This is a genomic window from Blastopirellula marina DSM 3645, from assembly GCF_000153105.1.
GTDB classification, from domain to species: Bacteria; Planctomycetota; Planctomycetia; order Pirellulales; family Pirellulaceae; genus Blastopirellula; species Blastopirellula marina.
This window is the reverse complement of record NZ_CH672376.1, coordinates 1,336,316-1,363,016: the sequence shown is the minus strand read 5'-3', so window position 1 is coordinate 1,363,016 and position 26,701 is coordinate 1,336,316. Positions and strand designations below refer to the sequence as shown.

Sequence of the window (26,701 nt, the reverse complement as noted above, 5' to 3'; positions counted from 1 at the left end):
GCGAAGGGGAATCATGCAAAACGCGTACCTTAAGTTCACTGCGGTAAGCTCGGCAATTTGCATGCGATGTCGCGCGAGACGCGTCGCATTCCGCTTCGTCGCAGCAGAAAATCGTGCTGCTGGCGTTCGGAAATTTTTGCCGATCGACTTACTCATGGCCTGGGTTCCTTAAATCGCCCGCGCGAATGTTTTTGCACGCGGAGCCAGTCCATAACTGCGCAATTTGTTCGATAGCGTCCGCGGGCTAATGCCGAGCGCCGCGGCGGTCTTCTCGCGATGACCGTCGTAATGTTCCAGCGTCGCCGAGATCAAGCGGCGTTCCATTTCGTCCAGCTTGACGCCGACCGGCGCATCTTGCGAGTCGCCGGTTTCTTCCCGCGCTTCGCAACTGAGCCAGCTGCTAAAGTCGTCCGCCGATATCTGACCGTCGATCGCGAGCACGCAGGCGCGTGTCACGATATTTTCAAGTTCGCGAACGTTGCCGGGCCAATCATGACGCATGAGCAGATCGAGCGCTTCGGCACGCATGTCAAAGACCGGCTTCTCTAATCGGGCGGCCGTTTGCTGCAAAAAGTAGTCGACCAGCAGCGGAATGTCATCACGGCGCTGACGCAGCGGCGGTAGTTCGATCGGCACGACGGCCAAGCGATAATAAAGGTCGCGACGAAAACGTCCGGCGGTCACTTCGCCCGGCAAGTCGCGGTTGGAAGTCGCCAAAACGCGCACGTCGGTCTCTAAGGTTTCGCTCGAACCGACCCGTTCGTAGCACCGTTCCTGCAACACTCGCAGCAACTTGGCTTGCAGCGACAAATCGATTTCGCTGATTTCGTCCAGCAAAATCGTCCCTTGTTCGGCCAGTTCAAATCGTCCTACGCGGGCCGAGTCAGCGCTGGTGAACGCGCCGCGGGTGTGCCCGAACAATTCGCTTTCCATCAGATGGGCTGACAAAACGGGGCAGTTCAAGCTGATCAGGGCTCGACCGGCGCGGCGACTTGATTCATGAATGGTGCGTGCGATCAGTTCTTTGCCGACGCCGCTTTCGCCGATGATCAACACGGTTTCGTCGGTCGGCGCTACCTGGGCGATCTGCTGTCGCACTTGCTGCATCGCGCGGCTTTCGCCGATCATGGCGACCTGATTGGTTTCGCCGGGGGTCGCGACCGTGGCGCGATCACCACTGGCGGCGCTCTCCAGCACTCGATTGACGACCGCTTCCAAGCGATCCGCGTTGAGCGGCTTTTCTAAATAGTCGGCTGCGCCAAATCGCATCGCTTCGACCGCCGTCGACACGCTGCCGTGCGCCGTGACCATGACGATCGGGATATGCGCGTCACGACGACGAATTTGCCGCACTAGCTCTAAGCCGTCCATACCGGGCATCTGCAGATCGGTGACGACGGCGTCATAGTCGATCGTCTCCATCCGCTTGAGCGCTTCGTGAGCGCTGGAGCAAGCGGCGCCGCGATGCCCCAACATCTCAAGGACGTCAACGATCGACTGGCGAGCGCGAGCGTTGTCATCAACGACCAGCACGTTTCCGGTTGCGACAGGGGATTCGACGATGCTCACGCGGCGGCCTCCTTACGGGGTTGCGGAAGCACCAGCGTTACGGCGGCGCCTCCTTCAGGACAATTCATCGCGATCGCTTGACCGCCGTGGGCTTCCGCGACTCGTTGGACAATCGCCAGGCCAAGTCCGGTGCCGGTATTTTTGGTGGTGAAGAAGGGATCGAAGGCGCGAATTGCGATCTCCGGCCGAAAGCCGGGTCCCGAGTCGGCGCATTCGATTTCAACGCCTGATCGTCCGCAACAAGCGGTCAGCAACAAGCGGCCCCCTTCGTTCATGACATCCAGCGAGTTGAGCGCCAAATTTAAGACGGCGCGCCGAACCATTCCCCGATCGGCACGTACCGTTAGCATTGGATCGACATCGATCGCGAACTTCACTTCTTGCGCTTCACACTGCGGAGCCAGCGTTTCGCAGATTTCGTCTAACAAGGGAGCCAACGGGAAGCGACTCCACTGCGGCTGCCGATCCGACGTGAAATGAAGCAGGTCGTTGACGGTCGAATCGAGCGCCGTCAGCCCGTTTTCGATCTTCTTGCCGATCGCTGCGCTGCTGGGACCGAAGTCCGACTGACGCTTCAGCATACTGACGTACATCGTCAGCGGCATCAAACTGTTACGCACTTCGTGCGCGACGTGCGACGCCATCTGACCCAAGTCGGCCAGACGATTCTTGCGGGCCAACTCACGGTTTTTGATTTCCAGCTCATCGGACAGACGAGCCACTTCTCGGCGGAGCGCCTCGTGCGTTTCCTGCAAACGCGTCGTTGCGGTATCCCAGGCCGAGAGCAGACGGTCGACGTCAATCGCACCGTCAGAGGCGAAAGCATCGGCCATCACCTGATCGGCGACTTCCGTTTCGGGCAATCGATGATTGCGTGCGGGCAATGACATGTTTAACCTGCCGTTAAGTCAATGCGGTGAACCGACCCAGACGTTGACGCGTATCCGTCAAGCGCTGCGGTCGAACCTTGGGTCGTTTGCAAACTACGCGAGATCTCGTCTCGATTGGCGCGAACGCGCCCTTCCGCCTCGGTTTCCATCTGCTTCAGCTCATCTAACATCGCCTGGCATTCACGCGTCGCCTGACTGCAGCGATGCCGATCCAGGGGTGATCGCCATTGGCGTTGCTCTGGTTCGCATTGACGATGCGGGTCAAGACGTCGATCGACGTCCAGCAGCATCTCAATCAACGTCTGCTTCGCGGCGACCACGCGCATCAAATCCGAGATATGGTCACTATGCCCCGACAACTGCAACTGGCGTCGCGACAACAACTGCAACTTTGACAACAGATCGTGCTTGTGCCCGATCAGTTGCGAAAGTTGGTCGGTTTCGGCGTAAGCGTGCATAGCGGTGACGATTCTCTTAAAGGGTGGAAATGAGCCAATCAATAAAGTTGCGCCAGTCATTGGCCGAATCATGCGACGTTTCGCCGTAGTCGGCATCCTCCGGCAATCGATCGAGCACGATCTTGGCTTGTTCGAGCGTTCCTTTCGCTTCGATCGGCTGATTCATCAAGCGATAGCAATTGGCGATTTGCGAAAAAGCCTCCAACGCGATCGGATCGTTTTGATAGCGATTGGACGCGGTCGAATAGGCGTCGATCGCTTCGGGAAATTGCTGCAAATCGAAGTAGGCGGCGCCCTGGGCGAAGTAGCTGTTACGCAAAATATCGGCATTCACCGGGTGGAGCTCTCCGCGGGTTTCAAACTCTTCGGTCAGCTCGTCGACCAGCGACGCGTAGATCTCCAGCGCCGCTTCCAGGTTGTCTTTCACTTCTTTGTCAAAGCGAACGCGCTGCGTCTCGATGTCGACCAGCCGAAATCGTTTGCGCGGCAGCATCGACGAACGACGATGGCATTCGGCCGCCAGATAGCGCGCCATCACCGTCTGCGGATCGTCGGGATACCGCCGCACGGCCATCTTCAAGTTTTTGATCGCCATCGAATACGAGCTGTTGCTTTTCTCCAGCAGCTCAAACGCTTCCCGCGGTACTGCGGCCGAGTCTTCTAAGATGCCTTTGACGCGGGCCTGCGCTTCAAACATCTCTCCTTCTAGATGCAAGACGCGGCCGAGCGCAAAGAGCGAGTTTTGCCATTCGGTCGACTGCGGCTCTAAGCGGCCGTCATTGAGATTGGCTTGCAACATTTCTTCCGCCAACGTCACGTCACCCATTTCTAGGTAAGCCTCGGAAGCGAGCAACCGAGCGTCGTAGATGACCGGATCGCGTGGATAAAAGTCGAGACATTCATGAATCAAATCGAGCGCATCGTCCGCTCGATCGAGGGAGATCAATGCCCGGGATTTTGCGACCAAAGCCCGGGGCTGCCGCGATCGCTCTTCGTACTGGCTATACATGTCCAACATGTCGATCGCTTTAGTGTAGTCTTGACCGTCGATATAGGCGTCGGCGCTTTTCCATAGTTCTTCGGTGTAGCTGCGGGACGAAAAGCGTTCGGCGGCCAGACGTTCGTAGATGCGACCAGCGCTGCGAAATCGCTCTCGCGCTTCTTTGCGGAGGAGATCCGCTTCGGCGAGCTTGGCGACTTTCGCCTGCTCGAGGATCGTCTCGCCCCAGCGGACCAGGATATCTCCTTCGGTCTGCAGCGACTGATCATGCGGGAACGGCGGCGTCAACGCTTGCGCGATTTCGACCGCGTTTTGAAATTGCTTCTTTTCCAAAAACTGCTCGATCGCGGCAGTCACGCCGATCCGCAGTTGTTCGATGGTTAAATAGGGATTGCGAAACTCCGGCTCCAATGCGGCGTCTTGCAGCGTGCGACGATAGACGTCGACCGACTCGGCGTAGCGACCAGCATCTCGCAACAAGCGTCCTTCCAATACGCCGGCTGCGATCCCTTCCGGCGTACGGAAATAGATCTTGCGAGTCCGTGACGCCTGACTCAATGCGGCTTGCTTCTCCCCTGCTTCATCCAGCGCCACCGCTAACAAATAAGAGGAAGCGCGGGTCGAATCGGTGCCGACCAGCTGGTTGTCCGCCGCTTGCCGCAGCAGATCGATCGCGGCGCTCAATTCTTTTTCGCGATCAGGACCATCAATTTTCGCGCGAGCCAGATCGACTTCGCCCAGCACGATGAGCGAATCAATGTAGACCGGCGAGGTTTTGGCGATTTCTGTGATCGCGGCGACTGCATCGTCTAGGCGATGGAGCCGCAGCAAAATCTTCGCTCGTCGCAACATCGCGGCGTCGCGCTGCTGCGGAGAGAGCAGCTTGACTTCCAAATACTTGTCAGCCCATGTCAACGCGTCGCTCAGCTGTTGATCGCTGGAAGCGGCGTCGGCCAGGTAGGCGCTGGCCAGCATGTCTTCGATTTCACGACGATATTGGGGCGCCGCTTCATAGGTTTTCAGCAGCACCGGAATACTTTTGCCGTACTGCTTGCTCAAGACCAGACTGCGGCCGAGCATGTAGTTTCCTTCGGTCGCATACCCTTCGGGGTAACCCAAATCCGACGACTGTCGCAAGTAGCGAGCGGCGATCATGAAGATCCGCTGCTTGTCTTGATCGCTCCAAAACTGGTCCGAGTCATGGTAGGCGATCGAACCGAGCACATACGGCGGAATCGCTTGCTCGGGCTCCGGCAGTTGATAGTTGCCGACATACGACTCAGCGATTCGTCGAGCGTCGCCGTAGTCTCCTTCTTCCAGCTTTTCGAGCGCCGTATAGATCGTTTCTCGACGACTGGAAGCCTGAGGGGTCAAGACGTAGGCCACGCCGCCCAGGACGCAAGAGAGCAAGACGCCGACAATCACCAAGCGCAGCCGCATACTGAGCCAACCCTTTTTCGGGGCGACCTCAGCTTCCGGGGCGATATCTTCCTTGACTTCGTCGGCCATCGGTTGCGGAATTTGCTTTTTCTTATTTTGGCTCAAGCGGCTTCGGCTTCCGTGCCGATGCTAGAAGTGGAGCGGTAGGCTCCCCTTCTCTTCGTCTTGGCGCAGCAGGAAGCGCAGGTTCGCACTTCTTGCGGTAGGCATAAATACCCAAACTCGTCGCTCGGCGTCAATACGTTTCTCTCGCCCCCCTCAGTTGGCGAAACTTCGCCGAACGCCGGTTCTCGACGCTAGCGGAACAAAAAAGTAGGATGGCGGCGCCAGCACTCTATTTCCTTCCAACGACGATCGATCGCCGCCGATGTCCACCAAAATTACGACCTGGATGTATCTGATCCGGCATGGCGCCACCGCCAACAACATCAGCCGTCCGCCGGTGCTGCAAGGTTGCGGCATCAACGGCCCGCTCGTCGACATCGGGCTGCGGCAAGCCGAGGAGACCGCCGCCTTTCTCGCCAAAACTCCGCTAGCAGCGATCTATAGCAGTCCCCTGCTGAGAGCGATGCAAACCGCCGAGAAAATCGCCGCCGGCCGCTCTTTGACCATCCAACCGACCGACTTACTCAAGGAAGTCGACGTCGGCCGCTGGGAAGGGAAAGACTGGGGTTGGATCGAAGCGAACGATCCCACAGGCTACCAACTGCATCACACGAGCCCAGCCGAGCATGGTTATCCCGAAGGAGAGAACCTGACCCAGGTCCAGGCGCGGGTCGTACCGCAATTGGAGCAAATCCTCGACACGCACGTTCAGCAGCATGTGGCCGTCGTGGCCCACAATGTGGTGATCCGGTCGATGATCGCCCACCTGCTAGAACTGCCGCTCGACCATGTTGGCCATATTCATCATGACAACTGCGGCATCACGCTGGTTCGTCGCCGCGGCGGCAAAACCAGATTGATCTCGGCCAACTCCATCTTTCACCTCACTTCCGAAACGCCGCGCACGCATTCCGGCGAAACCTATTAACTAAAACGCATCGGGCGGGACCTGGGCGACCAGCTTGTTCAGCTGTTCTTCCAGTTCGGCTTGGCCCACGGTGATCTCCGCTTCGATCACGATCGCGGCCAGCGGCGTTTCGCCCAGTTGATTGACGCCCACTTTGACCAGGTCTTTGTGGGTGCACAGCACAAAGTCGACCCGCTGCTTCGCGACCCAATCCGCCAGCGCCTCGATATCGGGCGCCTTGTAGATATAGTGATCGGGGAACGGCTTCAACTCGACCAAATTAGCGCCGCAACTGCTGATCGTGTGGCGAAAACCGGCTGGATTGCCGATCCCGCAAAACGCCGCAACCCGCTTGCCTTGCAGCTGATCCAGCGTAAAGGTTTCGCCGTCGGCGTTGCGTAAATGGGCCGGACGATGCGTCATTTCGATCCAGATCGCCTGGCTGTTGTATTGCCGAGCCTGGTTATGAATCTTCTGCCGCTCTTCCGCCGAGACCGCGTCGGCCCTAGTCAGCGCCAACACATCGGCGCGAGCGAGCCCTGCGAGCGGTTCACGCAGCATGCCGCGCGGAAAGAGATAGCCGTAGCCAAAGGGCTCGGTCGCATCGAGCAGTACGATATCAAGACTGCGAGCAATCCGCCGATGCTGGAAGGCGTCGTCCAACAACAAGACTTGCGCGGCAAGTTCTTCCACGGCCACCTTGGCCGCCGAGACGCGGTCAGGGTTTTGCAGGTGCGGCACATCAGGAAGCAGATCGTCCAGCTCCCGAGCTTCGTCGTTCAGCTCGCCTTGCTCGGCGCCATACCCGCGACTGATGAGCGTGACCCGAATGTCGTGTCGGCGAAACCAACGCGCCAGCCAAGCGGCGGTTGGCGTTTTGCCGGTTCCGCCCAGCGTGAGATTGCCGATGCTGATAACCGGCACGCCGACTTCTTCGCTCGGTTTTGCCCCGCGATCATATTGCCGATTGCGATAGCGCACGCCGACGCCGTACAGCTTGGACGCGGCCAACATCATGCTGCGCATGACGAACCCGCCCAAACCTTTCCGCCGCCCGCTGGCGTAATCTTTAAAATCTTCGGCCGTTAGCAAAGTGAACGCCTTTTCCTGTCTGTAATGAATCATGACTGAAAGAGGTGCGTCTCGAAGCACCCTCCGTCGCGATATCGGGTAGGGTGCGTCGAGACGCACCTGAAGCGCTAACCCGCCCTGCTTCTCCATGAACGCTACTCGAAGCGCGAAAACTCATCGCCATACCAAGCGTCGCTGCTTCCCCAATCAAGATCATACTCACCGAGTCGTACATAGCGATGAAACGAAGACCACCGCCAATCACGAACACGCGACGCCAACTTGTGCTTCACTGGATTCACATGCACGTAGTCAAGACAACGCTTCAAGTCGGCCGCATCGCGGCACATGTGCTCAAAGAACCGGCGCTGCCAGAGGCTTTGCTCCTGCCGCACTTTTCGGCTCAGCGACGGTTCTTCGATGTGGCCGCCGCTGGCGATCCAATTCCGTGAAAACTGCCCTTTGATTCTTCGCCAGCGGGTCGAGTAGTCGGAGTCTCCTCGCGGTAGTCGCCAAATCGCGTGAAGGTGTTCCGGCATCAAGACAATAGCGACCATCTCAAAGGGAAACTTTTTCCGGACCTCTTTGAAGGCCGTTCTTAGGCATTCTCGCCCAAGATCGGTCGTCAAAATTGGCCGCCGCTCATGGGTCACGATGGTGAAGAAGTAGATTGAGCCTTCGCGCCATCTTCGGTACTTGCTCATTCTCTCTTGCTCGCTATCGAAAGAGGTGCGTCTCGACGCACCCTACACTAGAGGCGAACCGCACAAAGAGGCCGTCTCTGCGGAGACGGCCTCTGGCGGATGAACGCTCCTGGGAACGATGCGACTAGCCGCCCAACTTGGCGCAGATCGCGGCGGCCATCTCTTGCGTGCCGACGGCGGTCGGATCGTCGCGGTTCGGCTTCAGGTCGTACGTGACGTGCTTGCCTTCGGCGATTACGTCGGCGACCGCTTTCTCCAAACGTTCGGCGGCGTCGATTTCGCCCAGGTGACGCAACATCAACATGCCGGAGAGGATCAACGCGACCGGGTTGACCTTGTTCTGCCCTTTGTATTTCGGGGCCGAACCGTGGGTCGCTTCGAACACGGCGCCTTCGGGGCCGAGGTTGGCGCCCGGTGCGACGCCCAAACCGCCGACGATGCCGGCGCCCAGGTCGCTGAGAATATCGCCATACAAATTCGGCAACACGATGACGTCATACAGTTCCGGCTTTTGCACCAACTGCATGCACATATTGTCGACGATGCGCTCTTCGAACTCGATGTCCGGATATTCTTTGGCGACTTCGGTCGCGGTCTTTAGATAAAGACCGTCCGAGTACTTCATGATGTTCGCTTTGTGAACGGCCGTCACTTTTTTGCGACCATTCTTTTGGGCGTAGTCAAACGCACAACGGACGATTCGCTGCGTGCCGCTGACGCTGATCGGTTTGATCGAAACGCCGGTTTCATCACCGCCGGTCTTGATCTTCTTGTCCGACGGCAGGCCGTTGATGTACTCAATCAGCTGCGACGTCTCGGGCTTGCCTGCTTCAAATTCGACGCCGGCGTACAGGTCTTCCGTGTTTTCACGGACGATGACGATGTCGACGTTCAATTCACTGAAGTAGCTGCGGACGCCGGGGTAATACTTGCAAGGGCGAATGCAGGCGAACAATCCCAGCTCTTGTCGCAGATGGACATTGATGCTGCGAAAACCGGTGCCGACCGGCGTCGTGATCGGCGCTTTCAGCGCACAACGCGTGCGACGAACGCTATCCATGACCGACTGAGGGAGCGGAGTGCCGACCTTCTCCATGATGTCGACGCCAGCTTCTTGCTCATCCCAGTTGATCTTGACTCCGGTCGCGTCCACGCACTTGCGCGCGGCTTCGGCCAGTTCGGGACCGGTACCATCGCCGGTGATGAGCGTCACTTCGTATGCCATTATTCACACCCTATTGCGCTAAAAGATGCCGAAAACTGTGTGTTAAAACGGTGAAGAGTACCACAGCGACTCACCACCGTAAACGGGTCCGTTAGTTGCCGATGCAGTACAAAAACTTGTCACTGCGCAGATACATTTTGCCGCCCGAGACCGCCGGGCTGCCGTTAAAAATACCATCGTCTCCACTGAGCACGTTATGTGCTAGTAGTTTAAATTCAGGGGAAGCCGCCAACACATAGGCGCCGGCGTCACGGCTGACGTAATACAACTTGCCGTCGGCGACGATCGGCGAAGCGTAAATGCGGCCTGGTCGCGGCTCAAGCCGCTCTTCGTATTTGATTTCGCCGGTCTTTGCGTCGGCACAATAGACGATCCCCTTCCCTTCGCTGGCCCAGTATAGATGCCCCTCGAAGTAGACCGGCGAAGAGACGTTCGAGCCTTTGTCCTGCTCCCACAACCGATGGGTTTCGGAAACGTCGCCGCGGCCGCCGGCTTTGATCGCGACGGCGGTGCTTTTGCGCGCGCCGATCGCATAGACGATTCCGTCATGCGCGATCACGCTAGGGCAGATATAGTCGTCGATTCCCGCGCAAAACCAAAGTTCTTTGCCGGTCGCCGGATCGAGGGCGCGAATCGTTCCTTGCGAGCTGAAGACCAGCTCGTGCTGGCCGTCCACCGCAACTAAACAGGGCGTATTCCAGGCTCGATTGACCTGATCAAATCGCCATCGCTCTTGGCCGGTCTTCTTATCCAAAGCGACAATCGCGCCGCATTCGACAAATCCATTGAGGATGACCAAATCTTCATATAGCACCGGAGAGTTCGCCGTGCCAAACGCATGGGTCTTGTCTCCCAGCACTTTTTGCCACAGTAATTTGCCTTCGTGCGAGTAGGCGGCGGCGCCGCCGCTGCCGTAGTAAACGTAGATGCCGGTGTCGTCAGCGACCGGCGTGCTAGAAGCAAAACCATGCAGCGCGATAAAGCCGCGGTAGTCAGCCGCTTTGTCGGCGTTCTCGGTATTGGCCTCGTCCCAGATCAGGTCGCCAGACGCTTTGTTCACACACATCAAATGGCGCTGGAGATCTCCTTTTTCGCCAGGCTCTTCTTCGCTCAGTCCATAGCCGTTGTAGTAGGTGATATAGATGCGATCGCCGAACACGATCGGACTCGACGCGCCGAAACCGGGCATCGGTTTGCGCCAGACGATATTCTCTTCCTCGCTCCACTCGACCGGCAACTGGGCCGATCCGGCGTCCCCATCTTGCCGCGGTCCCCGAAATTGCGGCCAGTCAGTCGGCTGGGCGGCCAGCGCCACAGGAGCGGTCAGCAACCAGATTCCGCAGAAAAAAACAGCAGTCCGAATCATAGATCGACTCCGGCGAGTTTGGATGCGAGAAAGTCAGAATCACTGCGGCCGCCATGCCGCTCGATCGGCGATTATAGCCGAAGTTCGCCCCCCTGGCGAAGGCGCAGTCTACTTGACTTCTGCCGTCAGAGGCCGATATTCACCTGTTAATCCTGGTCGCGTCGGCGACAGGAAGAACCAAGACCCTCAGCTGCAAGACGGAGAGACGACCATGCGACGTGCCAAAATCTCAATCATCGGCGCCGGAAACGTGGGCGCAACCACCGCTCACTGGTGTGCGGCCGCAGAGCTGGGCGACATCGTATTGCTCGACATTCCTCAGACCGAAGACATGCCCAAGGGCAAAGCGCTCGATCTGATGCAATCGTCGCCGATCATGGGCTTCGACAGCAACGTCATCGGCACCAACGACTATGCCGACACCAAAGACAGCGACGTGGTCGTCATCACCGCTGGTCTCCCCCGCAAACCCGGCATGAGCCGCGATGACCTGTTGGCGACCAACGCCAAGATCGTCTCGATGGTGACCGAGCAAGTCGCCAAGTACAGCCCCAACTGCGTTATCATCGTCGTCAGCAATCCGCTCGACGCGATGGTGCAACAAGCGCTCAAGGTCAGCGGTTTCCCTCCGGCTCGCGTGTTGGGCCAAGCCGGCGTGCTCGACACGGCCCGTTATCGCACCTTCCTCGCGATGGAACTGGGCGTCAGCGTCGAAGACGTCTCGGCCCTCTTGATGGGCGGTCACGGCGACACGATGGTGCCGATGCCGACCTGCACGTCGGTCGGCGGCATTCCGATTCGTCGTTTGCTCAGCCAAGACAAGCTGGATGCGATTGTCGATCGCGCTCGTAAGGGCGGCGCCGAAATCGTCGGTCTGCTCAAAACCGGCAGCGCCTACTACGCTCCGGCCGCCGCGACGTCGCAGATGGTCGAAGCGATCATCAAAGACAAAAAGCGGTTGATCCCCTGCGCCGCTTACTGCGACAAGGAATATGGGGTCGGCGGTTACTATGTCGGCGTTCCTGTCGTCTTGGGCTCCGGCGGCGTAGAAAAGATCGTCGAGCTAGAACTGGACGACCAGGAAAAGGCCGATTTCCAGAAGAGCGTTGACGCCGTAAAGGAATTGGTCGCCGCCATGGCGAAACTTCTCGAAGGCTAAAGGAATATTATTCGCCGCTAGCGAGATTGATTGTTTCTCGCTTTGCTGCTAAAAATATCGACCGTTGCGAGGACGGACAACGATTCGACCACGGCGGCGCAGTTGACGCGCCGCAGGATAAAGGGGTCGAAAGGGAGACGACGTAGCTGCAATTGCGTTATCTCCCGAGAGTTATTATTCTCCCACTCCAGTCCCCCGCGAAGACCCAACGGCCCGGCGCCAAATACTTATGAAACGCCAAGACGTACTTCCGGCTCCACTTCCTGGAGCCACCACGCAAGCGGCGCAACAAATTCTCGAGTTCAAGATTGATCGGCTGCAGTCCCGCCGCACTGCCGTCGAATTTTTTACTCCTCAAAACTACGAGCCTGGATACGCCTATCCGCTCGTCGTGTGGTTACATGGTCCCGGTGATAACGAACGGCAATTACGCCGTGTGATGCCGTTGACCAGCACGCGAAACTATGTCGCCGCCGCTCCCCGAGCTCCACGGCATGACGGCTCAACCCCCGGCATGACCTTTCGCTGGGATCAAAAGCAACGCGATATCGATGTCGCGGCCGCCCGCGTCCTGCAAACGGTCCGCGTCGCCGAGAAACGTTACAACATTCACCCGCAGCGAATCTTTTTGGCCGGCTATCTCGGCGGTGGAGCGATGGCCTTGCGGCTGGCGCTCCGTAATCCCGAGATGTTCGCCGGCGCCGCTTCGATCGGCGGCGGCTTCCCCCAAGGTTGCTCGCCGTTGTCCCGCTTGAGCGATGCTCGTTCGCTGCCGATGTTGATGATTCATCTCCAAAACAGCAGTCGCTATCCCGAGACGCAACTCTGCGAAGACCTGCGACTGGTCCATACCGCCGGCATGAAGATCGACCTGCACCAATACTTGTGCGGTGACGAACTGACGACCGACATGTTTGAAGATCTCAACCGCTGGTTGATGACCAAGGTCACCGGCGGCTGAGAAGAAAAGCCGAAAGCAAAGCGGGCGACCTCCGGCATTCGCCCCCATCGGACCGGACCGCCCCGCTTTTTTTTTCACCACCCCACAACGCTCTCATCCGCCGTAGCGTGGGTGAAGCAAGCGATTCCAGCCCCCCCATTTTCAACACCATCGCCGCTTGCGCAACCCACGGGTTCCGCCAGTTCGGTAAGTAGTTAGTAGGGTCCGCTGTGCGGTCCATCAGCCCTGCAAAAACGCTCACACGCTTACGCACTTCTCTTGATCCGCACAGCGGACCCTACGCCCGATATCTACGTCGGGAGCGGACCGGACCGCTTCGTTTTTTTCTGGCGGGCTCGAGCGGTCGATCCACCGATAGATCGGAGCGCGTTCCGTTTTTCGCTCGGAGGACTCCATCGGTTTAATTTTTCCCAGCGCAAGCAAGCGATCCCAGGCGGCCGCGAAGCGACTTCCGTTGATGCCGCATTGTTCGCGGATCCGCGATTTGGTGGCTTGCGTCGCTTCGACGTGGGTCAGCGTCGCGTGAATTTTGGTTTGCAATCGTTGGTCGTGGGCGGCCGCGGCGTTGGCCGCCGCTTCGACTTCGATCGACTCGACATCGCGCAGCGTGATTTGCCAACTTCTCCCTTGCGGATCTTCTAATTTTCCCTCGTCGATATCGACGCCCCATTCGCCTCCTTGGCCGGCGCAGCCGCCGTAGGTGAGACGTAACCGATGCTGACCGCTGCCGGGCGAATATGTTTCGCGGCGCTGCAGCAGCATCCACTGCCGCGCGAAATCGAGACTCGTCGCGACGTCGGTCGCCAAGGTCGCGCCGCGCGGGATCGCTTTGCGCGACTGACAACATAAGATCGGCGTCGCGCCGGCCGCTTTGCAGCAGCCGACCAGGTCGCACAGCTGCTTTGCCTGCGACTGCTTGCCGGTCGATGTCAGCCGCACCGCATCGATCACAACCACTTCGAGTTCATTACCACGGATCCAGTCGCGCAGCTGATCCAAGTGCGCCGGATCGGCCGCGTCGGCGACCAACAGCGACCAAATCAGATTCGGCAACTTGCTCGAATCAACGCCGCCCGCTTCGCTCCACCGTCCGGCAAGATCGCTCAGCGCTTGCCGCTCGTCATGACGGCTGACATAGCCGACGCGAAACGGACGATCAGCGGTGAACTGCCCCAAGAACGAACCCCCGCTCGCCAGCGCCGCGCACAGATCGACGGCGATCGAGGACTTCATGCTTTTGCTCGGCCCGACGATCACCGCCGGTTCGTTTTGCACGAATATCCCCGGCGCCAACCACTGCAGCGGTTCTTGCTGGGCGATCAACTCGGCGGTGGTCAACGTTTGAAACGGACTGGCGCCGCCGGCCGTATCGAGCCGGACGAGTTCGCTATTGGGCAGCGTCAACTCGGCCGCCTGATGCGCCTGAAAACGCTTTTCGAGCGTCGCCGTATAGTCCTCAAAATTTTTGATTTGGCCGCGGCAATGCAAGACTTCGCTCAGCATTTCGAGCGCACTTTCTTCGGGATATCCTGCGACGTCGAGCCGCGCGAGGAGCTCTGGAAGATCGTTGCAGCGGATCCGTCGCGATTGCATTTGCAGCATCGCGCGGAAGATGTCAAAGTGCGTCTGATGTTGAAAATGTTCAGGCCGCAGCGGGCAAGTCGAAAAGAGATCAGACCGCATCAACACCACGGCGAGCCACCGCGCTTCGGCGATTTCGCCGCGCGTTAGATTACGCGTCTGAAGGTCGACGCTTCGCGTCGTGGGGTCAGCGCACAAACGGGCGATCAGCCGACGAAGTTGGTTGAGTGTCATCACAAATTGCCTCCCCACGAAAAGTCGAAACGTCAAAACCGCGCAGCGCCAAAGGCGCCGCAAGACCGACCGTTTGGGTAGTCGACCCCAGTTCCGTGCGCTTCGTCAAGAGACAATTTGCGCGCGACGTAGGGTGGGTGGAGCAAGCGATTTCCGGCCCCCAAACTCAAACCACATCACCGCTTGCGCAACCCACCGATGATCGGTTTTCGAGCAGGTTCTGGTGGGTTACGCAAACCGGTCGTGCTGGTTGGCGATGGTGAAATCGAGCGCGGTTTTGCTGCACCCACCCTACGATTTTTGTAGTTGACGCTGGGTGCGTGCGCTTTGTCAAGGGACAATTTTATCGCTGGGCGGCCCGACTAGTTCGTGCAGATGTAGGGTGGGTGGAGCAAGCGATTTCCGCCCCCCAAACTCGAACCACATCACCGCTTGCGCAACCCACTGATGATCGGTTCTCAAGCAGGTTCTGGTGGGTTGCGCAAACCGATCATGTCGATTGGTGATGGTGAAATCGAGCGCGGTTTTGCTTCACCCACCCTACGATTTTTGTAGTTGACGCTGGGTGCGTGCGCTTCGTCAAGAGACAATTTTATCGCTGGGCGGCCCGACTAGTTCGTGCAGATGTAGCGACTGTCTTGATCGTCAAGCCGTTTTCAATTTCTCATTCCATGCTTTTCCCTCTTTGGCCATGAGATTGAGGATAGTAAGCAGCTTCCGCATGCAGGCGACCAGGGCGACCATTTTGGGTTTGCCTTCGGCGACCAGGCGGTCGTAAAACGCTTTGATCTTTGGGTTCCGTCTTGTCGCTACCAGCGCTGGTCTGCTAGCACAATGTCGAGTTCGACGGGCAGGCCGGTCACGTTGTTCGCGATTCTTGGCCCGCACACCGGCCCCTACGGCTACCTATTCCTCCCCGCTTTCCGCTCTCACCTTCCTCCCCCCCATCTCTCGACTTCGTCTTTGTCGATTTGTCTCGCTCGGGTATAACCTCCAGCGTGAATGACCATCGTCAAGGATGACGCTATGAATAATGAGTCCCTGTTGGCCGCATTTCAGCGGCTTGGGCGCCCCAAAGTGTTGGTCCTGGGGGACCTGATTCTCGATCGCTACACCTATGGCGACGCCGAGCGCGTCAGCCAAGAGTCGCCGGTGATCGTGCTGCGCGCCGATAGCCACGAGCTGCGTCTCGGCGGAGCGGCCAACGTCTGCAATATGCTGCGCGGGCTTGAGTGCGAAGTGATCGCCGCTGGCGTCGTCGGTTCGGACGCTGCTGGCTGCGATTTGATCGACTTGTTGGAAAAAACCGGCGTCGACGCATCGCTCTGCCTGACCGACGCATCACGTCCGACCACGCTGAAAGAACGGTTCGTCGGTCGCGCCGGAGCGCGCCATCCCAGCCAAATCTTGCGTGTCGATCATGAGACGACCGACGCGGTTAGCGGCGACATCGAAGAACGCTTGCTGTACGGCGTCGTCAATCGATTGGACGACTGCGACATCGTGCTGATCTCGGACTACGCCAAAGGGGTTTGTACGCCGGCGATCTTGCAAACGCTGATTCGCTGCGCCAATGAGCGCGGCGTGCCGGTGTTGGTCGACCCGATGAAAGGTCGCGACTTCGGCCGCTATCGCGGGGCCGATCTGATCAAAGCCAACCGGATCGAGACCGAATCGTGCACGGGCCGAAAAATTCGCACGCCTGACGAAGCGGCGCTCGCCGGCCAAGAGTTGTGCGCCGCTTTGCAGTTGGAAGCGGTGATCGTCACCCTTGATAGCGACGGGATGGCGCTGGTCGAAAAAGGAGGCGCGGCGACGCTCTTCCCGACCGAGGCCCGCAGCGTTTACGACATTACCGGCGCCGGAGACATGGTGCTGGCGATGCTGGGCGCCGCGATCGGATCTGGCTTAACCCGCGCCGAGGCGGTTCGCTTGGCGAACGTCGCGGCTGGGCTGGAAGTCGAAAAGATCGGCGTCGCGGTCATCCCGCTCGACGAGATCGAAGCCGAACTGACTTCGCATCATCAGCCCGGCGTGCGCAAGATCATGTCGCTAGAACAACTGGCGCGACAAGCGGATGAGTTGCGTCGTCGCGGTCAGCGAATTGTGTTCACCAACGGCTGCTTCGACCTGCTCCACTATGGGCACGTCAGCAATTTGAACGAAGCGTCGCGGATGGGAGACATTCTGGTCGTGGGGCTCAACAGCGACACGAGCGTCGCGCGGCTGAAAGGTCCCGAGCGCCCCGTCATTAACCAAGTGGAACGCGCCGCGATGTTGGCGGCTCTCTCGTGCGTCGACTATGTGGCGGTCTTTGACCAAGAGACGCCGCTCGAACTAATTCAGGCAATTCGTCCCCATGTGTTAGCCAAAGGGGGCGACTACAAGGCGGAATCGATTGTGGGCTATGACTTTGTCACCTCCTACGGAGGCGAAGTGCGGCTGATCAACCTGGTTGACGGCCATTCGACGACCGACATCATTCGTCGCGTCACCGAAGCACAACCGCCGCGTCGTCAGGCCGCGTGACGCCCGAGTTCCTCCTTTCGAGAGAATGCCGATGAAAACCGTCGTCGTGCTGCCGAACTGGATTGGCGATGTCGTGATGGCGACGCCGGCCCTGCGAGCAATCCGCGCCCAATCGCAACCCGGCGACGAAATCGTCGGCGTGATGCAGCCGTATGTCAAAGATGTGCTGCGCGGGACCAACCTACTGGATCGCAGCGTCTATTGCAGCAAAAAAACGTCCGATCGACGTCGCCGCTTCTGGGGAGTCGCTCAACAACTGCGGCGGGAAAAGTTTGATCAGGCGATTCTGTTCACCAATTCGTTGCGGACGGCGGCGCTGGTTTATTTCGCCGGCGCCAAACGTCGCTTCGGCTACGCTCGCAGTTGGCGCAGCCCGCTGCTGACGCATCGCCTGGCGCCGCCGAAACTGCCCAACGGCAAATACGCGCCGATCTCGGCGGTCGACTACTACTTGGAATTGGCCGACTACGCCGGCTACGGCAGCACCAACAAACAACCGCTGCTAGCGACCTCGACCGCAGAAGAGCAACGCATCGATAAGATCTGGCGCAAGTTTGACTTTGTCGGCAAGCGAGTCGTCGTCTTCAATACCGGCGGCGCTTACGGCGCGGCCAAGCATTGGCCGCCGGAGCATTTCATCGCGTTGGCCGAACAGCTGCTGAAAGATCCCAGCGTCGCGGTGCTGCTGATTTGCGGACCGCAAGAGCGCGAAACGGTCGCCAAAATCGAGCAGGCGATCGATCATCCCAACGCTTGCAGTATGGCGGACGAAACGCTGAACATCGGCTTGTCGAAAGCGGCCGTCGCTCGCGCCGATGTGTTGGTCACCACCGACAGCGGCCCGAAACACTTTGCCGCGGCGTTCGCCACGCCGACGGTCGCCCTGTTTGGCCCGACCGATCCGCGTTGGGGAAACAGCTACAATCCGGTCGAGACGATGCTGACGCACCCGGTCGATTGCGGACCATGCGTCCGGCGCGTTTGTCCCTTGGGGCATCACGACTGCATGCAGAAGCTGTCAGTCGCCCGCGTTTATCAAGCGGTGTTGAATCAATTGGGCGAAGCGCGTCGCGCGGCGGCGTGACTTCCGCTTAGCCCAATGCGCGAGCGAGGAAAAGTCGCTCGGCGTTTTAGATACGATTTGAAGCAGACGACCGCATTTCCCTCGCTCGCGCATCGGACTACGAAGAGTTGTGGGCGACGAAGAATTGCGCGTGTTCCATGGATCGAACACATTCGAAAAACCGACCAAGGCGAAGTAACGTCTCCGACCTCACTTTCGCCCTAGCCAGCGTTGCATCTTCTCTTGCGCTCGACCGAACGTCTCTTCCGCTTTACCGGTCCAGCGCTCTCGCGCGCCATGAAATTGTCGTCGCCGGCTACCGGTCAAGCGACCGAGAGCCTGGCGAAGCGAGCCTTTCCATTGTCGCCACTTTCCGTGGATACTTCGGCGGTTCATCACTTGCCTCTTTCTTCTCTTTTGCAGCCTGCTGTGCCCAGGCTCATTCCAGTCGGCCCAGCGTACCCAAAATTCGGGGAGCTGATCGCCGTACTGTTGTTTCGCCAAAGCGAAGATCTCTCCCATCGTCAGCTCCTCCATCGCAGTCAACGGGCGCTGAAGTTTCTCGGCCAATTCGGCCACCGCATCGTAGAGCGGCGTCCCGGCTGCAAACTGCAAATCAAAGCGATCGTCGTTGGGTTGCTTTTCCCACATCACTGAGACTCGCGCGACGTTAGTTCCGCTTTTTTCGCGACGATGACATCGGCGATGATCCCTTCCAGGTCGAACTTTGGGCGATAGTCGATCGCCGAGCGCAACTTGGTCAAGTCAGGCACGCGGCGGATCACATCTTCAAAGCTGCTGTTGAACGCATCTTCATACGACTGAAACGAAGGGATCAGCGTGGGGTCAATCGCCGCGGTGACCATTTGGGCCAATTCCAGGATCGTCACCGGACGATCGCTGCCGATGTTGTAGACCTGTCCGGCCGCGGACGACGTTCCCATCAGCTGAATCACGGCGTCGACCACATCGTTCACATGGGCGAAACAACGAATCTGCCCACCATCGGAGTGCACCGTCGGGCCTTTGCCGGACAACGCCGCTTCGATAAACCGCGGCAACACCATTCCATAGGCGCCGGTCTGACGCGGACCGACCACGTTAAAGAAGCGGCCGATCACCGTCGGCGTCTGACGTTGCCGCCAATAAGCGAGGGCCAGAAACTCGTCAATCGCCTTGGAAGCGCCATACGACCAACGTGGTCGCGTCGTCGAACCAAAGACCAGATCGTCTTCTTCGGTCCAGGTCGCTTTCGGGTTCTTGCCGTAGACTTCGCTGGTGCTGGCCAAAAACATCCTGATATCGCGGCCCGCTTCGCGCTGCGCGGCGATCTCGGCCAGCAGCAATTCGGTCGGATAGATGTTCCGTTCGATCGTCTGGATCGGCTCTTCTTGAATCAGCGCCACGCCGACCGCCGCTGCCAGATGATAGACTTCATCGGCCTGAACCAATAAGCTTTTGATCAGTTCGCGATCCGAGACCGTTCCTGAAACGAAGCGAAAGTTCTCGTGATCAATCACGTGCGACAGATTTTGGCGACTACCGGTCGACTCGTCGTCGATCGCGGTCACCGTCCGTCCGAGCGCCAAGAGCGCTTCACAGAGATGAGATCCGATAAACCCGGCGCCGCCGGTCACAAGCGCATGCGTCATTCAAAACACCGAAGAAAGGAGAGCGTAACCTTCCGCTGCAGCGGTTTATCCTAAATCGACCGCTAGCGAGCCACAACCTAAGCCCCAGTTCAGAACCGGCTTGCTGCTGTTTTCTACTGGCATAATCGGCGCCATCGGGAATAATAGAACGTAAATAGCAGATCGTCCCGCTACGGCGTCCAATTAACCCGTCCCGCTTTCCACCCCCAACGCGCCTGATAATGTCGATTCGCAATTTGACTCTGCCGCTTGCCGGTTCGCTGCTCTCGCTCCTGCTTTCCGTCTGCATCGTTTGGGGGCAAGAGACTCCCCCCGCGGCTGCGATCATCTATTCGGATGCAGTCGCTTTTCAAAAGGCGGAAGAATACGGGCTAGCCGCCGAAGAGTGGAGCAAGTTCCTCAAGCGTCACGGCGATGATCCGTTGGCCGAGAAGGCTCGCAACAACTTGGCGGTCTGCCAGTTAAAGCTCGACAAGTACGCCGACGCCGCCGGCAACTTTTACGCGATTTTGAAAAACAACCCCAAGTCGGAACTCCGCGAAGATGCGCTGCTGAATCTCGGCTCGACCTATTACAGCTGGGCCAAGTCAGGCAGTCCCAAGATGTTTGACAGCGCAGCCAAGACGTTCGAGCAGCTTTATAAAGAGTACCCCCAAGGGAAGAACGCCGATCAGGCCCTCTACTTCGCCGGCGAATCCTTTTATCTCAGCGACCAAAAAGATCGTTCGCTCGGCCCCTACAAAGCGCTAGTCGAACAGTTCACCCAAAGCCCCTATCGCGCCGATGGCGCATACGCTTGGGGGGTGACCCTCGAAGAGTTGAACAAACCGACTGAAGCGGCCGACGTCTACAGCAAGTTTCTCGCCGCTTTTCCTGATCATGATCTAGCGGCCGAAGTTCGGATGCGCCAGGCCGAAACGGTTCTGAACCAAAACGATTTCGCCAAAGCCGAACAGATGCTGACGACGGTCACGGCCGATCCCCAGTTCCCGCTGATTGATCATGCGCTTTACCGACTGGCTTTCGCTCGCTTGAAGCAAGAGAAGCTCGCCGACGCCGGCGCGATCTACGCCCAAATTGCCGCCGACTATCCGAAGTCGAAATACCACGACGAATCGATGATGCTGGCCGGGCGCTGCTACTATCGTGCCGGCGACTGGACCGCCGCCGCCAAGTGGCTCGCCGCCGCATCGAAACTGAGCGGCGATACCGGTCTGGAAGCGGCGCATTGGCTATGCCGCGTTTACCTGAAGACCGGCAAGCCGCAGGACGCCGAGAAGCTGGCCGCCGCGAAAGTCGCCGCCGCCCAGGGAAGTCTGCAGTTGGTTCCGCTGCTGATCGATCAGGCCGACGCGTTGTACGATCAACCGCAGCGTCGCGGCGAATCGGTCCGGCTTTACCAGCAGATCGTCACGCAGCATCCGAAAGATCCCCAAGCGCCGCAAGCGCTGTACAACGGCGCGTTCGCCGCACTCGAAACGCAAGATCACGCGGCGGCGGCCCGCTTGGCGAAGACTTTTGTCAATCAATTCCCTCAGCACGAACTGCTGCTCGACGCGAAGTACGTCGCCGCTGAAGGCGCTTTACAGGAAAAGAAGTACGCCGACGCCGAAAAGATGTTTCGCGAACTGATCGCCGCCGGCGACAAACGCCCCGAAAAGTCGAAGTGGCGCATGCGTCTGGCGCTGGCGCTGCTGCTGCAAAACAAGCACCAAGACGAAATCGCGTTTCTCTCGCCAATCGCCGGGACGTTGACCGATCCCGCATTGAAAGCGGAAGCCTTCTTTTTGCTGGGCTCTAGCCAGTTTGCGCTCGATCAGTTTCCGGCCGCTCAACAAAGCTTGATCGCTTCACTGGCCGCCAAAGCCGACTGGCGTCAAGCCGATGAAACGCTGCTGCTCCTTTCTCGTGCTCAACACGAGCAAGGGGACGACACGGCGGCGATCGCCACCGTCAGAAAGATGCAGAAGCAACTTCCCAACTCGCCGCTGGCCGACCATGCCGCCTATCGACTGGGTGAGTACTACTATGCCGCCGGCGACTTCGCCAAAGCGGCGGCGGAGTACCAAACCGTGGTCGACAAGTTTGCCAGCTCCTCGCTCGCGCCGCACGCGCTGTACGGACTTGGCTGGTCGCACATTCAACAGCAGCAAGGGAAAGAAGCGCGCGACGCGTTTTCCCAATTGCTCACCAAACATAACGACCACCAACTCGCGCCGCAGTCGTTGCATGCCCGCGCCGTCGCGCGACGTTTGTCTAACGACTTTGCCGGCGCCGCGTCCGACGTCGACGCTTACCTGAAAAAATCGCCCCAAGCGGCCGACAAAGCCGACGCACTGTATCTGAAAGGGCTGTGTCTGGTTGGCGCTAACGATCAAGCCGGCGCCGCCGCCCAGTTCGCCGCTTTAAAGAAAGAATTTCCCAAGTATCGAAACGATGACAAAGTGCTGTACGAACTGGCCTGGTCGCTGAAAGCCTCCGGCGAGCCTGCCAAAGCGACCGAAGCGTTCGCCAGCCTAGCGGCGACCCATCCGCAAAGCTCGCTCGCGGCCGAAGCCAACTATCACGTCGGCGAAGCGGCCTACGATCGTCAAGATTACGCCGCCGCACAAAAAGCGTACGCGGCGGCTCTCGCGGCCGCCCAAGCGGATGATGTCGGCGAAAAGTCGGCTTACAAACTGGGCTGGGCTCAGTATCAACAACGCGATTACGCCGCGGCGTCTGATGCGTTCGCCGTTCAGACCAGCAAATATCCAAACGGCCCACTTGCGGCCGACGCTAGTTTCATGCGGGGAGAGTGTCTCTACAAAAAGGATCAATTCGCCGATGCGCTCTCCGCCTACGGGCAAGTCAAATCCGATCGCCTATCCAGCAACGACATGCGCGACCTTTGGCGACTGCACGCCGGTCAATCGGCAGCCCAACTGAAAAAGTGGGACGAATCGATCCGCTGGATGAACGAATTGTTGACCCAATCGCCCGATTCGCCGGTCGCGGCCGAAGCCCAGTACGAACTGGGCTGGGCCAATTACAATCAAAAGAAGACCGACGAAGCGATCCAGCGATTTTTGGCCGCCGCCGACCTGTCGCCTGGTAAAACGGGCGCTCGAGCGCGGTTCATGCTGGGCGAGTTGTACTTTGAGAAGAAAGACTACGAAGCGGCCGAAGGGCAATTCAAACGGGTTGTCCTGGGTTTCGGCGGCGCCAAGTCGCTGGACGAGGTGAAACCATGGCAAGCCAAAGCGGCCTACGAACTGGGACGTTGCAACGAAGTCCGCATCCGTGATGCGATCGGCGCACCAAAAGTCCGCTACGTCTCCGAAGCGAAAAAATATTACGGCCTGGTAGTCTCGGACTATCCGCAAGCAGCGGAAGCCAAACTGGCCGCCAGCCGTCTCGAAGCGATTAACAAACTGTAAACGCAGGTTCCCATGACACGATTCTCGTTGACCCAGCGCTTTGTCGCGCTGCTCCTATTCACCTTCCTGCTGACCGCTGGACTGGGCGTGGTCGCCGCATGGGCACAAGAGAATGACGCCGCCGAAGCTGAAGAAGCGGCGCCGGTCGCGAATGAATCAGGCGCGTTGCTGGAAGACAAGCTGCTGGGAGACGACAATCAATTGCACCTGGTCGCGCTGATCCTAAAAGGGGGTCAGATGATGATCCCGATCGGCTTGATGTCGCTCTTGGTCGTCACCCTCGCGTTTGAACGAGCCATCGCGCTGCGCCGCGGACGAATCATCCCGGCCGAGCTGGTCGAGGGACTCGAACAAATGCAATTTGCGCCCGACGGTTTTCAACCGCGCGACGCTTATCGGCTTTGCAAGAAGTATCCGTCGGCGATGGCCAACATCGTCGAGTCGATGCTGGCTCGCGTCGGCCGTCCGCAGGCCGAAGTCGTGCATGCCGTCAACGAAGCGAGCGAACGAGAAGCTGACCGTCTCTATAGCAACGTGCGTTGGCTGACGCTGGCCGCCGGCGTGACGCCGCTGATGGGCCTCTTGGGTACGGTCTGGGGGATTATCTGGGCGTTCTACAAAACGACCCAGCTAGAAATCGGCGGCAACCGCGCCAATCAATTGGCCGAAGGAATCTATGTCGCGCTGGTCACCACCCTGGGCGGACTGGTCGTCGCGATTCCGGCGGCGATCTTGGCCCAATACTTCGAGAGCCGCATCATCAGTCTCTTCCACCAGATCGACGAACGGCTCTTCGGCCTGCTGCCGGCGATCGAGCAGTACGAAGGCAAAACGCGGATTCATCAGCACCATTTGGATGAAGCGGAAGAAACTGCGGCGGAAGAGATCGCTTCGTAGTAGTCGAATCGCACGGATACTGCGTCAATCGGTTTCGCCGTGGTGGAACGTAGGGCGTCCATGAATCAACTTCCTCGCTATTCGCGTGATCACGACTTTCCACTGAACGAAGTTTTGCTGGGAATTGTGACGAAAATCTGGGCCTTTACCGTCGTTTCGTGTCTGCTTCTGGTCGTTGTTGGTTGTGAAAATGACAATCCCAATTCGCAGATCGCGAAACCGAAACGTCTACGCCGTTCGGCATCGATACCAGTTCCATCCTCTTCGCTCGATGAGATAGATCAATTGACGGGGGAGCCAATGCACTATGCGGTGTTCGATACGTACATCCAAGCTTTTAGAATCATGCAAGGGGCGCTATCACCTTCGTTTAACGATTTAACGACGGACTTTAGCGAGGAGCGAATCGGACGCGAACTAGGGGGACGCATCATTCTCCATCGAGGCGTCGTCGAGGCAGTTTCGGCGTCTGGGGACGTGAAGAGATTTAATTATGATATTCGCTTTGTGCGATCGCTGAGCGAAGGCAAGGTAACGGCCAGATGCTATTTCGCAGAAGTGGCTGGTGACATTCTTCTAGATGATCGCCTGGACGTTGACGTTGTGTCTCTCCTCGGCAATGGTGAGCCCGTGGAAAATTCCGCTTTGGAATTACTAGTGAGACCGCAGTATTAGTCCTCGATCAAAATGGCCCAACTCGCCTATCTCGCCAATTCTTGACACAAGTCGTTTTGCTTCGCCAAAGTTGGCCTTGGTCACCGTCTGCTGCGAGTAGCTTTCTTGCCGCCGCGAAAAAATTTTGGGAATTCCCACCGGCCGGTGACCAACCGTGTCCCAGGGCGCCCCGATACTTCTCTTTAGTCGCCGGCAAGTTACTGTTGACATGTACAGTACACAGGCGTACACTGTCCATCCGTTTAGTTGATGCAAAACGGGGGATGCTTGCCAGCGGACAGGACATTTACCATAAAGGAGCCCGGAAAATGGTCACCGCAACTGCTTCAAAGAACAGTCGAATGGCGAAAAAAGAGACCGCGAAAAGCAGCAAAAAAAACGCCGGTAGCGACAAGTCGCCCAAAGCGGAACACAAAGATGTCGCCGGCATGCTGTCTGGAAACGCCGTTCTAAAAACGACGCTCCAGCAAATTGAAAAATCGTTTGGCGAAGGGGCGATCATGCCCCTGGGATCGAATCACGCTGTGATCGAAGGAATCCCGACCGGATCGATTTCGCTCGACCTGGCGCTCGGCGGGAAGGGACTACCCCGCGGACGCGTCATCGAGATCTTCGGCCCCGAATCAAGCGGTAAGACGACGCTGGCCCTGCATGTGATCGCTCAGGCCCAAGCGATGGGGGGGATCGCCGCCTTCGTCGACGCCGAACATGCATTAGACCCCAGCTGGGCGAAAAAGCTGGGAGTCGAGCTCGAAACGCTGCTGGTCAGTCAGCCTTCGAGCGGTGAAGAAGGACTGCAGATTACCGAGATGCTGGTCAAATCAAACGCGGTTGACGTGATCGTGGTCGACTCGGTCGCCGCACTCGTCCCGAAAGCGGAATTGAACGGCGAAATCGGCGCCTCCCATGTCGGTTTGCAGGCTCGGCTGATGAGCCAAGCGATGCGTAAATTGACCGGCGTGATCTCCAAATCGAAGACGATTGTGATCTTTATCAACCAGATCCGCGAAAAAGTGGGCGTGATGTTCGGTAGCCCCGAAACGACCCCCGGCGGACGTGCGTTGAAATTTTACTGCTCGTGCCGCGTCGATGTTCGCCGCATCGGGCAACTGAAGGATGGCGAAGACGTGGTCGGCCAACGCGTTCGCTGCAAGATCGTGAAAAACAAGGTTGCTCCGCCGTTCCGCATCGCCGAGTTCGACATGATGCACTCCAACGGGATCAGCTACGAAGGAGACATCCTCGATCTAGCCATCGAGGCGAAAATCGTCGCTCGCAGCGGAGCCTGGTTCCGGTACGGCGACATCCAACTGGGTCAGGGAAAAGAAAAGGCCCGCGCCTTTTTGATGGAAAACCCCGCGATGACCGAAGAACTGAAGCAAAAAGTGCTCATTGAGGCCGGCCACGGCGGCGAAAAGCTGTTTGACGCCGCACCGGTCAAGCAAGGGGCTGAAGACGAAGAGTTTGAACCAGAAGAAGAGCTATAAGCTTCTCTTCTCTCGAGTACGGCTAAATCTCCACTGCGTGCGGCTGAATCTCCGCAGCCGCTACGCAACCCCAAGAGACTGCTTGAGTTGAGTGACGAGACTTCCTCCGTTTGGGCGTCGGCGGGCTCCATCCGACGTCCGTGACCAAAGAGGCTTCCGGTTTGCATCACCCGGAAGCCTCTTTTTTTTGTGGGTCGCAAACCTTTTCCGCGCGGTGGGGTCCTATTCTTTACGGCGGCGCTGACCACCGCGGCGCCTAGCCGATTTGCCGCGGAGGCCTTATCATAACCCCTTTAAACAGCACTATTT

General features: G+C 58.5%; 20 protein-coding genes and 1 pseudogene. 9 read left to right on the top strand and 12 right to left on the bottom strand.

Features of this window, described 5'->3' with window-relative positions:
* Positions 1–168: 168 nt before the first annotated feature.
* The 4 genes from DSM3645_RS07270 to DSM3645_RS07255 are packed head-to-tail and all read right to left on the bottom strand — an operon-like array spanning position 169 to position 5,462.
* The gene (locus DSM3645_RS07270; RefSeq protein ID WP_002651444.1) at positions 169–1,569 is read right to left on the bottom strand and encodes a sigma-54-dependent transcriptional regulator; all 1,401 of its coding nucleotides are present in this window, start codon (positions 1,567–1,569) and stop codon (positions 169–171) included.
* Positions 1,566–2,459, bottom strand: coding sequence for a sensor histidine kinase (locus DSM3645_RS07265; protein WP_002651443.1), 894 nt, complete (start codon positions 2,457–2,459; stop codon positions 1,566–1,568). The genes DSM3645_RS07270 and DSM3645_RS07265 overlap by 4 nt, the downstream gene beginning before the upstream one ends.
* A gap of 2 nt (positions 2,460–2,461) precedes the next feature.
* Positions 2,462–2,917, bottom strand: a complete 456-nt coding sequence (locus DSM3645_RS07260) for a hypothetical protein (RefSeq protein ID WP_002651442.1) — start codon at positions 2,915–2,917, stop codon at positions 2,462–2,464.
* Positions 2,918–2,933: 16 nt separating this feature from the next.
* Positions 2,934–5,462, bottom strand: coding sequence for a hypothetical protein (locus tag DSM3645_RS07255; RefSeq protein ID WP_002651441.1), 2,529 nt, complete (start codon positions 5,460–5,462; stop codon positions 2,934–2,936).
* A 262-nt stretch (positions 5,463–5,724) separates the two neighbouring features.
* Between DSM3645_RS07255 and DSM3645_RS27860 the strand changes: the two genes are divergently transcribed.
* Positions 5,725–6,390, top strand: a complete 666-nt coding sequence (locus DSM3645_RS27860) for a histidine phosphatase family protein (RefSeq protein WP_002651440.1) — start codon at positions 5,725–5,727, stop codon at positions 6,388–6,390.
* Here DSM3645_RS27860 and lpxK read toward each other — a convergent pair whose 3' ends face one another.
* The 4 genes from lpxK to DSM3645_RS07230 all read right to left on the bottom strand — a co-directional run bounded on the left by lpxK (position 6,391) and on the right by DSM3645_RS07230 (position 10,735).
* A complete protein-coding gene (gene lpxK, locus DSM3645_RS07245; protein ID WP_002651439.1) occupies positions 6,391–7,494 on the bottom strand; it encodes a tetraacyldisaccharide 4'-kinase in 1,104 nt (367 codons plus the stop codon). It lies immediately after the preceding gene.
* 101 nt (positions 7,495–7,595) lie between these two features.
* The gene (locus tag DSM3645_RS07240) at positions 7,596–8,144 is read right to left on the bottom strand and encodes an REP-associated tyrosine transposase (RefSeq protein WP_002651438.1); all 549 of its coding nucleotides are present in this window, start codon (positions 8,142–8,144) and stop codon (positions 7,596–7,598) included.
* A 124-nt stretch (positions 8,145–8,268) separates the two neighbouring features.
* Positions 8,269–9,369: an isocitrate/isopropylmalate dehydrogenase family protein gene (locus DSM3645_RS07235; protein ID WP_002651437.1), complete on the bottom strand. Its 1,101-nt coding sequence runs from the start codon at positions 9,367–9,369 to the stop codon at positions 8,269–8,271.
* Positions 9,370–9,460: 91 nt separating this feature from the next.
* A complete protein-coding gene (locus tag DSM3645_RS07230) occupies positions 9,461–10,735 on the bottom strand; it encodes an outer membrane protein assembly factor BamB family protein (protein ID WP_002651436.1) in 1,275 nt (424 codons plus the stop codon).
* A gap of 211 nt (positions 10,736–10,946) precedes the next feature.
* On the opposite strand from DSM3645_RS07230, the gene mdh reads away from it, so the two are divergent.
* A complete protein-coding gene (mdh, locus tag DSM3645_RS07225) occupies positions 10,947–11,894 on the top strand; it encodes a malate dehydrogenase (protein WP_040351679.1) in 948 nt (315 codons plus the stop codon).
* 229 nt (positions 11,895–12,123) lie between these two features.
* Complete coding sequence (locus DSM3645_RS27855; RefSeq protein ID WP_002651433.1) at positions 12,124–12,855, top strand: alpha/beta hydrolase; 732 nt, start codon at positions 12,124–12,126, stop codon at positions 12,853–12,855.
* Between the two features lie 237 nt (positions 12,856–13,092).
* Here the strand turns inward: DSM3645_RS27855 and DSM3645_RS07215 are convergent, their stop codons facing one another.
* Entirely contained in the window at positions 13,093–14,670 is a 1,578-nt protein-coding gene (locus DSM3645_RS07215; RefSeq protein WP_002651432.1) for an AAA family ATPase, read from the bottom strand.
* Positions 14,671–15,315: 645 nt separating this feature from the next.
* A pseudogene (locus DSM3645_RS31230) lies at positions 15,316–15,486 on the bottom strand (IS110 family transposase); the annotation flags it as partial.
* A gap of 210 nt (positions 15,487–15,696) precedes the next feature.
* Between DSM3645_RS31230 and rfaE2 the strand changes: the two are divergent.
* Positions 15,697–17,199: a D-glycero-beta-D-manno-heptose 1-phosphate adenylyltransferase gene (rfaE2, locus tag DSM3645_RS07210; protein WP_040352240.1), complete on the top strand. Its 1,503-nt coding sequence runs from the start codon at positions 15,697–15,699 to the stop codon at positions 17,197–17,199.
* A gap of 31 nt (positions 17,200–17,230) precedes the next feature.
* Entirely contained in the window at positions 17,231–18,283 is a 1,053-nt protein-coding gene (gene waaF / locus DSM3645_RS07205) for a lipopolysaccharide heptosyltransferase II (RefSeq protein WP_040352239.1), read from the top strand.
* A 189-nt stretch (positions 18,284–18,472) separates the two neighbouring features.
* On the opposite strand, the gene DSM3645_RS27850 is transcribed toward waaF, so the two are convergent.
* Both DSM3645_RS27850 and DSM3645_RS07195 read right to left on the bottom strand, forming a co-directional pair.
* The gene (locus DSM3645_RS27850) at positions 18,473–18,913 is read right to left on the bottom strand and encodes a CsbD family protein (protein WP_002651427.1); all 441 of its coding nucleotides are present in this window, start codon (positions 18,911–18,913) and stop codon (positions 18,473–18,475) included.
* Positions 18,913–19,914 (bottom strand): NAD-dependent epimerase/dehydratase family protein, encoded by a 1,002-nt coding sequence (locus tag DSM3645_RS07195; RefSeq protein WP_002651426.1) that lies wholly within the window; start codon positions 19,912–19,914, stop codon positions 18,913–18,915. The genes DSM3645_RS27850 and DSM3645_RS07195 overlap by 1 nt, the downstream gene beginning before the upstream one ends.
* A 221-nt stretch (positions 19,915–20,135) precedes the next feature.
* On the opposite strand from DSM3645_RS07195, the gene DSM3645_RS07190 reads away from it, so the two are divergent.
* The 4 genes from DSM3645_RS07190 (at position 20,136) to recA (ending at position 26,392) form a co-directional block, all read left to right on the top strand.
* Positions 20,136–23,333, top strand: coding sequence for a tol-pal system YbgF family protein (locus DSM3645_RS07190; RefSeq protein WP_002651425.1), 3,198 nt, complete (start codon positions 20,136–20,138; stop codon positions 23,331–23,333).
* Between the two features lie 12 nt (positions 23,334–23,345).
* A complete protein-coding gene (locus DSM3645_RS07185) occupies positions 23,346–24,230 on the top strand; it encodes a MotA/TolQ/ExbB proton channel family protein (protein WP_050769322.1) in 885 nt (294 codons plus the stop codon).
* Positions 24,231–24,290: 60 nt separating this feature from the next.
* Positions 24,291–24,905, top strand: a complete 615-nt coding sequence (locus DSM3645_RS07180; protein ID WP_002651423.1) for a hypothetical protein — start codon at positions 24,291–24,293, stop codon at positions 24,903–24,905.
* Positions 24,906–25,246: 341 nt separating this feature from the next.
* Positions 25,247–26,392, top strand: a complete 1,146-nt coding sequence (recA, locus tag DSM3645_RS07175) for a recombinase RecA (RefSeq protein ID WP_040351678.1) — start codon at positions 25,247–25,249, stop codon at positions 26,390–26,392.
* The last annotated feature ends 309 nt before the right edge of the window (positions 26,393–26,701 follow it).

What these genes read in the sequence shown, in the direction of transcription:
- DSM3645_RS07190 (WP_002651425.1), top strand. Translation starts at nt 20,136, where the DNA reads ATGTCGATTCGCAATTTGACTCTGCCGCTTGCCGGTTCGCTGCTCTCG.
- DSM3645_RS07185 (WP_050769322.1), top strand. Translation starts at nt 23,346, where the DNA reads ATGACACGATTCTCGTTGACCCAGCGCTTTGTCGCGCTGCTCCTATTC.
- DSM3645_RS07235 (WP_002651437.1), bottom strand. Translation starts at nt 9,369, where the DNA reads ATGGCATACGAAGTGACGCTCATCACCGGCGATGGTACCGGTCCCGAA.
- waaF (WP_040352239.1), top strand. Translation starts at nt 17,231, where the DNA reads ATGAAAACCGTCGTCGTGCTGCCGAACTGGATTGGCGATGTCGTGATG.
- mdh (WP_040351679.1), top strand. Translation starts at nt 10,947, where the DNA reads ATGCGACGTGCCAAAATCTCAATCATCGGCGCCGGAAACGTGGGCGCA.
- DSM3645_RS07260 (WP_002651442.1), bottom strand. Translation starts at nt 2,917, where the DNA reads ATGCACGCTTACGCCGAAACCGACCAACTTTCGCAACTGATCGGGCAC.
- DSM3645_RS07215 (WP_002651432.1), bottom strand. Translation starts at nt 14,670, where the DNA reads ATGACACTCAACCAACTTCGTCGGCTGATCGCCCGTTTGTGCGCTGAC.
- lpxK (WP_002651439.1), bottom strand. Translation starts at nt 7,494, where the DNA reads ATGATTCATTACAGACAGGAAAAGGCGTTCACTTTGCTAACGGCCGAA.
- DSM3645_RS27855 (WP_002651433.1), top strand. Translation starts at nt 12,124, where the DNA reads ATGAAACGCCAAGACGTACTTCCGGCTCCACTTCCTGGAGCCACCACG.
- DSM3645_RS07265 (WP_002651443.1), bottom strand. Translation starts at nt 2,459, where the DNA reads ATGTCATTGCCCGCACGCAATCATCGATTGCCCGAAACGGAAGTCGCC.
- DSM3645_RS27860 (WP_002651440.1), top strand. Translation starts at nt 5,725, where the DNA reads ATGTCCACCAAAATTACGACCTGGATGTATCTGATCCGGCATGGCGCC.
- rfaE2 (WP_040352240.1), top strand. Translation starts at nt 15,697, where the DNA reads ATGAATAATGAGTCCCTGTTGGCCGCATTTCAGCGGCTTGGGCGCCCC.
- DSM3645_RS07180 (WP_002651423.1), top strand. Translation starts at nt 24,291, where the DNA reads ATGAATCAACTTCCTCGCTATTCGCGTGATCACGACTTTCCACTGAAC.
- recA (WP_040351678.1), top strand. Translation starts at nt 25,247, where the DNA reads ATGGCGAAAAAAGAGACCGCGAAAAGCAGCAAAAAAAACGCCGGTAGC.
- DSM3645_RS27850 (WP_002651427.1), bottom strand. Translation starts at nt 18,913, where the DNA reads ATGTGGGAAAAGCAACCCAACGACGATCGCTTTGATTTGCAGTTTGCA.
- DSM3645_RS07195 (WP_002651426.1), bottom strand. Translation starts at nt 19,914, where the DNA reads ATGACGCATGCGCTTGTGACCGGCGGCGCCGGGTTTATCGGATCTCAT.
- DSM3645_RS07240 (WP_002651438.1), bottom strand. Translation starts at nt 8,144, where the DNA reads ATGAGCAAGTACCGAAGATGGCGCGAAGGCTCAATCTACTTCTTCACC.
- DSM3645_RS07230 (WP_002651436.1), bottom strand. Translation starts at nt 10,735, where the DNA reads ATGATTCGGACTGCTGTTTTTTTCTGCGGAATCTGGTTGCTGACCGCT.